Annotated in this window: 7 protein-coding genes; 4 read left to right on the top strand and 3 right to left on the bottom strand. The window is 35.8% G+C overall.

Annotation, left to right across the window (positions count from 1 at the left end; translation table 11 throughout):
* The 4 genes from pdxH to ACIQ2S_RS09270 form a co-directional block, all read left to right on the top strand.
* On the top strand, nt 1–503 hold a 503-nt coding region (gene pdxH, locus ACIQ2S_RS09255; protein ID WP_396175251.1), incomplete at its 5' end, for a pyridoxamine 5'-phosphate oxidase.
* Nucleotides 504–1,168: 665 nt separating this feature from the next.
* Nucleotides 1,169–1,654, top strand: coding sequence for a SixA phosphatase family protein (locus ACIQ2S_RS09260; protein WP_396175253.1), 486 nt, complete (start codon nt 1,169–1,171; stop codon nt 1,652–1,654).
* Nucleotides 1,651–3,777 (top strand): polyphosphate kinase 1, encoded by a 2,127-nt coding sequence (ppk1, locus tag ACIQ2S_RS09265; RefSeq protein ID WP_396175255.1) that lies wholly within the window; start codon nt 1,651–1,653, stop codon nt 3,775–3,777. The genes ACIQ2S_RS09260 and ppk1 overlap by 4 nt, the downstream gene beginning before the upstream one ends.
* A gap of 26 nt (nt 3,778–3,803) precedes the next feature.
* The gene (locus tag ACIQ2S_RS09270) at nt 3,804–4,694 is read left to right on the top strand and encodes a Ppx/GppA phosphatase family protein (protein WP_396175257.1); all 891 of its coding nucleotides are present in this window, start codon (nt 3,804–3,806) and stop codon (nt 4,692–4,694) included.
* A gap of 195 nt (nt 4,695–4,889) precedes the next feature.
* Here the strand turns inward: ACIQ2S_RS09270 and ACIQ2S_RS09275 are convergent, their stop codons facing one another.
* The 3 genes from ACIQ2S_RS09275 to ACIQ2S_RS09285 all read right to left on the bottom strand — a co-directional run.
* On the bottom strand, nt 4,890–5,486 hold the full coding sequence (locus ACIQ2S_RS09275) for a DNA polymerase III subunit gamma/tau (protein WP_396175259.1): 597 nt from the start codon (nt 5,484–5,486) through the stop codon (nt 4,890–4,892).
* 56 nt (nt 5,487–5,542) lie between these two features.
* Complete coding sequence (gene dnaX / locus ACIQ2S_RS09280) at nt 5,543–6,628, bottom strand: DNA polymerase III subunit gamma/tau (protein WP_396175261.1); 1,086 nt, start codon at nt 6,626–6,628, stop codon at nt 5,543–5,545.
* Between the two features lie 285 nt (nt 6,629–6,913).
* On the bottom strand, nt 6,914–7,492 hold a 579-nt coding region (locus tag ACIQ2S_RS09285), incomplete at its 5' end, for a ribonuclease Z (RefSeq protein WP_396175263.1).

The following is a 7,492-nucleotide window of genomic DNA, read 5'->3' on the forward strand; positions in this document are numbered from 1 at the left end:
TGACTGTTGCCACCATCGGTTTAGACGGATTTCCGAGAGCTCGTGTGGTTTTACTTAAAAAATTCAATGAAGAAGGATTTATCTTTTATACCAATTACGATTCCGAAAAAGGAAAAGCCATTGAAGTAAATCCGCATATCTGTTTATCTTTTTTTTGGCATTCGATGGAACGACAAGTAATTATCAAAGGAATAGCCGAAAAAACCACACCAAGCGTTTCTGACGGCTATTTTGAAACCCGACCCAATGGAAGTAAGTTAGGTGCTATTGTCTCTCCTCAAAGTCAAATTATTCCTTCCCGTGATTTCCTGGAAGAAAAACTCAAAGATTTGGAAAATCAATTCAACCAAAAGGAAATTCCAAGACCTTTAAATTGGGGTGGATTTTTAGTTCGCCCGCAAGAAGTAGAATTTTGGCAGGGTCGCCCTAACCGATTACACGACCGAATTCGATATCAACTTCAAGCAGATTACTCATGGAAAATAAGTCGACTAGCTCCATAATTGTAAGAATATAGACATCTATTAGCTATTTTAACGCATTTCGTCGAATTTATTTTGCGTTTAAGCGTTATTGTAGTAATATTGAACAACCAAATAAACCAAACGTTCTTTCTAAACATATAAAAGGTATTTGCCCCACATCTACTTTTAACTTAACCTACTGCTATGTTTGCAAAAATGTATAAAGCAGTATTTATTGAAAAATAATTTAAGTCAGTTTTTTACTAATCAAACTATTGTAGTAAGAAATACAGCTAAAAAGTACTAAGATTTAATCTGAATTAATTGAAATTGTAAAATGAGCGTTAGCGTTAAGGCTAAATTGAACAAAAGTTAAAAATCGAGTTTAATTACAAGTCCATTTATAAAAATTGTAGGAGATGGTTAAGGTTAGTCACAAAGCAAAAAGCAAGAATGACATTTAGATTTAAAATAGCAATAAAAACATATCCGAATAACGGAAACAAAGAATACAAAAATATTTTCATGAAAAGGTAAATTTACCCCGATTTTACCGGACCTATTAAAAGACCGCCCCCGCGGTCTTTTTTTGTTTATACACCTTCTGTGTAAGTTGATTTTGCAAGTATTTTTATGAAGAAAACGTTTAAATCTTAACATTTTTATGTAAATTGCTTGTTCTAATTTTCTCTTTTTGATTTCTGATGAAAAATTTAATACTTATACGACACGGCAAATCAAGTTGGGATGCTCCATTAGACGATAAGCAAAGACCACTTGCCAGAAGAGGTATTCAAGATGCACATTTGGTAGCTAATCATGCAATCGTTTTTTTACCGAAAACAAATATTATTTGGAGTAGTACCGCAAAAAGAGCCTCTGAAACAGCTATTATTTTTGCACAAAATTTGATGTGGCCACTGGAAAGCATTCAATATAAAGACGATTTATACACTTTTGATGCAAACAAACTAGAAAGTGTCATCAAATCATGTTCGGATGATTATGAAAATGTTATTCTTTTCGGACATAATGAGGCAATTACAGAATTAGTTAATAAATTTGGCGATGTGTTTATAGACAATGTTCCAACCACTGGTTTTGTTTCCATTTCTTTTAACACCAACAATTGGTCTTCCATCAGTGAAGGCAAAGTACTTAAAACCATATTCCCGAGAGATTTAAAATGATAAAAGCCGTTCAGTATCGATACATTGATAGAGAAAAAAGCTGGTTAAGTTTCAATGCCAGAGTTTTACAAGAAGCTGCAGATCCCACAGTACCGTTATTAGACAGACTTCGTTTTTTAGGTATATTTTCCAATAACTTGGATGAATTTTTTCGTGTCCGTTTTGCAGCCATCAGACGATTGAGTCTGGCGGGTGAAAGTGGCGAAAAAGTTTTGGGTGGTATCACTTCCAAAAAACTGCTTACCGAAATAACTGATATTGTAATCAAACAACAGTCAGAAAGTCTGCGGATTTTGAATATCATTGAAAAGGAACTCGAAAAAGAGGGAATCTATATTATTAATGAAACACAAATTGCTCCCGAGCAAGAAGGTTTTGTTCACGACTTTTTTATTCAGAAAGTCAGTCCGGCTTTGGTAACCATCATATTGAATGATTTGGCAGAATTTCCTTTGTTAAAAGACACTTCCGGTTATTTAGCCGTAAAATTGGTGATGAAAACATCCAATGATGATGCACAATCGTCTTCTTTTTTTGGATTAAAGAAGCCAAAAAAGGATGTTCGTTATGCCGTCATAGAAATTCCCAATTCGATTAATCGTTTTGTGGTTCTTCCTTCAAAATCAGATAAAAAGTACCTCATACTATTGGACAATTTGATTCGCTATAATCTAAATAATATTTTCAACATTTTTGAATACGAAAGTATTTCTGCTCATATGATAAAAATTACACGTGATGCACAGTTGGAAATTGACAGTGATTTAAGTAAAAGTATCGTTGAAAAAATTTCTGAAAGTGTCAAAGATCGTCGAATTGGCGAACCTGTTCGATTTATTTACGACCAATCGATTGACAAAGACACCTTGAAATTCTTTCTCGAAAAGATGAACATCGACTCAACAGATAGTATCATTCCCGGAGGCAGATACCATAACCGCAGAGACTATATGAATTTACCGGAACTAAACAGACCGGATTTATTGTACCAACACAAAACGCCGCTACCGGTAGAAGATTTAAGTTTAGAAGGTAGTATTCTCCAAAAAATTAGTACCAAAGACTATTTAATCAATGCACCGTATCAATCGTTTTCCTATTTAATTAAATTTCTGCGGGAAGCAGCTTTAGACCCAAAGGTAGTCAGCATTAAAATTACACTTTACCGTTTAGCCAAAAACTCACAGGTAATTAGTTCGCTCATCAATGCGGCAAAAAACGGAAAGAAAGTGACCGTTCAAATTGAACTACAAGCACGATTTGATGAAGCCAGCAACATCAAATATGCAGAGCAAATGCAGACAGAGGGTATCGAACTGATCTTCGGTGTGAAAGGATTAAAAGTTCACAGCAAAATATGTGTCATCGAACGGCTGGAAGAGAACAAGGTCAAACGTTACGGATTTATTTCTACCGGTAACTTTAACGAATCAACGGCCAAAATTTATACCGATGTAACACTATTCACCTGTCATCAGGATATTTTAAAAGACGTTTCAAAAGTCTTTGATTTTTTTGAAGTAAATTATCGGGTACATCGATACAAGCATTTAGTCGTTTCACCACATTATACCCGTAACAAATTTTACAAATTAATTGATCGTGAAATCATGCACGCTCTTTCAGGAAAAGAGACCTTTATAAAGCTAAAAATGAACAGCCTGTCTGATTTTCGTATGATTGATAAATTATACGATGCAAGTCGTGCAGGCGTAAAAGTTAAACTAATTATTAGAGGAATCTGTTCGCTAATTCCCGGTGTTAAAGGAATGAGCGAAAATATCGAAGCAATAAGTATTGTCGATAATTACTTAGAACATTCACGTATCTTTATATTTGGAAATAATGACAAACCTGAAGTTTATATTTCTTCAGCCGATTTTATGACGCGTAATATCGACGCTCGTGTGGAAGTCTCCTGCCCTATTTACGACGAAGATGTTAAAAAGGAACTGATTGATAGTTTTGATGTAGGTTGGAAAGGGAATGTAAAAGCCCGTTTGCACTCAGAAAAACTGGATAATAAATACCGTGTTCGCAACGAAGATGAGCGAATTTTTAGAGCTCAAGTTGAAACGTATAATTACTATCGAGATAAATTGGAAGTAAATCTTGATGAATAATAACCCAGGCGAACCATTGAATTAGAATGATAAATATAAAAACATACGCTGCGATTGATATTGGCTCCAATGCCATGAGGTTATTGGTGTTGAATATCGTGGAGCAACAAGGAAAAGAAACGCAATTTAATAAGAGTTCATTGGTTCGCGTTCCTGTCCGTTTAGGCCAAGATGCATTTACTGTGGGTGAAATATCCGATGAAAATATTCAACGGATGATTGATGCGATGACCGCATTTAGATTATTAATGAAGGTTCATAAAGTTGAAAAATATATGGCTTGTGCTACCTCAGCCATGCGTGAAGCAAATAATAACAATGAAATTGTGGAGATTATTGAACGCGAAGCAGGTATTAAAATTCAAATCATCGACGGTAAAAAAGAAGCTGCCATCATTGCCACTTCCGATTTGAAAGAATACATCTCCACCGATAAAACGTATTTGTATGTGGACGTTGGTGGTGGTAGTACAGAATTCTCACTGTTTGCCAACGGAAAAATTGTAGCTTCAAAATCGTTCAAAAACGGTACTGTGCGTATGCTTAACAATATGGTAAATGAGCTTGTTTGGACAGAAATTGAAAAATGGATCAAAACCAATACCGAACCTTATGAAAATATTACCATGATAGGTTCGGGTGGAAACATCAACAAATTATTTAAAATGACCGGCAAGCAACAAGACAAGCCTCTGTCGTATCTGAATTTGAATGCCCAATATGCTTTATTAAATTCGATGACGTATGATCAGCGAATTTCCGAACTAGCACTTAACCCTGACCGTGCCGACGTAATCATACCCGCTACAAAAATCTACTTGAATGCGATGAAATGGAGCGGAGCCCGACATATTTACGTGCCAAAAATCGGACTTTCCGATGGTATTGTGAAGGCGATGTATTATGGGAGGTTTTAAACTAGCAAATCAACTGTTTTTTAAATTGGATTAAAAAAATCTTTGTCAAATTTTAGAACTTTGACAAAGATCTAAAAGAATTGTTTCGCAAAGCAAAAAATATCATTGCCACTCTGGTTAATCTGTTCCCATAACAATGGATTCCGAGGCCCATTAAAATATAACCCACGCCTAATTGACACATTAACCAATTACCTAAACATCCAAATCAAACGCTTTCCGCAATAACTCCAAATTAGGGTTCAATTCTTTCAATCGATTGAACTTGTCTTGAGGTGTGAAGGCTCGTTTACTGTCCATCGACTCATTGACAACTATTTCAATATCAATATCGTGGTTGTGAAGCATCCCACGTAAATAGCCAAGTATTTCATTCTTGGTTCGTTCAAATTCAATTTTGGTGCCTTCATTAGGTAATTCATGTATGATTTTTGTCCCTTCCAATTTCGGGTCATTCATCATCAGCAAGGAATGCAAAATCATGTGTCCGCGATCTTCCAATTTCTGAGCAAACTTATTCCACTGCAACAGCATATCGGTTTCATTAAACGGCTCTTTGGGATAATTGTCTTCTACTTTAACTACGGATTGATGTTGTGCAACTAGTTCTTTCTTGGCTTTGATGCTCGCCAATGAAAAAGCAGAGACTTTTGTCTCACTTGAAATAGTTGGAAAACTAATTTTTGTAGGTTCAGCAACAACAATTGGCTTTTCTTCTGCTACAATTTCAACTTTTTCTACAATCTCTTTGGTAACAGGAACTACTTCTTCAATAGTGGTTTTGGGTTCCACAGCAGTAGCGACCACTTCAATGGCACCAATTTTTCCTAAGAAATGAAAGGGAGGAATTATATAGCCGTCAACTTTTTTTTTTCTCCATCAAAAGTGATAGAGGCTAATTGCATCAAACAAAGTTCAATGAGTAATCGCTGATTCTGACTTACTTTAAACTTTAAATCGGTATCATTGGCAAGTTCGATTCCTTTTAATAAAAAGTCCTGCGAACATTTTTGTGCCTGCATGCCATACAATTTCTGAGCTTGCTCGCCCGCCTCTAATAAAACTAAAGTGGCAGGATTTTTACAAACCAATAAATCTCTGAAATGCGACGCCAAACCTTGAATAAAATGATGCGAATCGAAACCTTTGGCTAAAATATCATTGAATGAAACCAATAACTCAGGAATAGCATTCTCCAAAATTAAGTCGGTTACCTTGATGTACGTTTCGTAATCCAATACATTTAGATTTTCTGTAACTGCCTGACGAGTTAAATTAGAACCACAAAAAGAAACAACCCGATCAAAAATGGATAACGCATCTCGCATGGCTCCATCTGCCTTTTGAGCAATGATGTGCAAGGCATCGTCTTCATAAGTGATTCCTTGGTGTTCGGCCACATACATCAAATATTCCTTCGCATCCTTGATGGTGATTCGTTTAAAATCAAAAATCTGACAGCGCGATAAAATAGTAGGTATGATTTTATGCTTTTCGGTCGTTGCCAAGATGAATATGGCATGCTTAGGCGGTTCTTCCAAAGTCTTTAAAAAAGCATTAAAAGCATTTGAAGAAAGCATGTGCACCTCATCAATAATATAGACTTTGTATTGTCCCGTTTGCGGTGGTATACGAACCTGATCAATCAAGTTCCGAATATCATCCACCGAATTGTTGGAAGCCGCATCTAATTCAAATACATTAAATGTAAAATCCTCATTCGGATCGTCGTAACCGGGTTGATTGATTTTTCGTGCCAATATTCGGGCACAAGTAGTTTTACCCACTCCTCTCGGTCCTGTAAAAAGTAAAGCTTGTGCTAAGTGATTGCTTTCAATGGCATTCAACAACGTATTTGTAATAGCTTGCTGACCCACCACTTCTTTAAAAGTCTGCGGTCTGTATTTTCGTGCCGATACTACAAATTGTTCCATTGAAAATTGATTGGATAGCAAAGATAAAATTTAATATTCGATTGGCAAGTTGCGAGATTTCAGAAGTTATTCACAATGATAATTGGTGAAAAAACTAACTACCTCCACGAACTAAATCTAGCTTTAATTTGCCACGAATTGCACGAATTATCACAAATTCATTGTTTCAAAAGTCCCGTAGGGATTATATATCAGTTGAACCATGAATTTATGTCGAAAGAAAGTCCCGTAGGGACGAAATATGGGTAGCCCCGTAGTGGCGATATGTTTTTTATCAAAAATTACCTAACCCTCCAATTTTCCATCTAAACCAAATTCAAAAACCTTCCCATCATCGGCCAGAACAACCTCAGGAAAAATGGGTTTCGCTTCTTCTCTAAATCGTTCAATACTCTCGTATCTCGTAGAAAAATGTCCTAATATAAGTGTTTGCACTTCTGCCATTTTTGCAATTGTTGCTGCTTCTTTAGCAGTGGCATGCAATGTTTTTTCAGCTAAATGGGATTCTTTCTCCAAAAACGTACTCTCATGGTATAAAACTGTTACATTTTTGATGTAAGGCACTAATTGTTCATCAAATCGCGTATCAGAACAAAAAGCATAACTTCTGGCAAAAGCCGGATCAAATGAAAGGAGTTTATTCGGAATAATTTCACCGGAATCTAATGTGATGTCGCCACCATATTTTACCTTTTGAAAATATACTTTGTCAACACCGTATTCTTCTAATTTTTCAATATTCAGCTTTCGTTCTTTGTTTTTTTCTTTAAACAAAAAACCGTTGGTGTACACCCGATGTTTTAAGGGAAAAGAGGAAACAACTACTTTTTCGTCTTCAAACAACACTTTTGCATCAGTGCCTGT

Origin of the sequence: Flavobacterium sp., assembly GCF_044371705.1 — a bacterium.
Classification (GTDB): Bacteria; Bacteroidota; Bacteroidia; order Flavobacteriales; family Flavobacteriaceae; genus Flavobacterium.

Bases quoted from the DNA above. Each gene is read 5' to 3' on its own strand.
- ACIQ2S_RS09260 (WP_396175253.1), top strand. From the start codon at position 1,169: ATGAAAAATTTAATACTTATACGACACGGCAAATCAAGTTGGGATGCT.
- ppk1 (WP_396175255.1), top strand. From the start codon at position 1,651: ATGATAAAAGCCGTTCAGTATCGATACATTGATAGAGAAAAAAGCTGG.
- ACIQ2S_RS09270 (WP_396175257.1), top strand. From the start codon at position 3,804: ATGATAAATATAAAAACATACGCTGCGATTGATATTGGCTCCAATGCC.
- dnaX (WP_396175261.1), bottom strand. From the start codon at position 6,628: ATGGAACAATTTGTAGTATCGGCACGAAAATACAGACCGCAGACTTTT.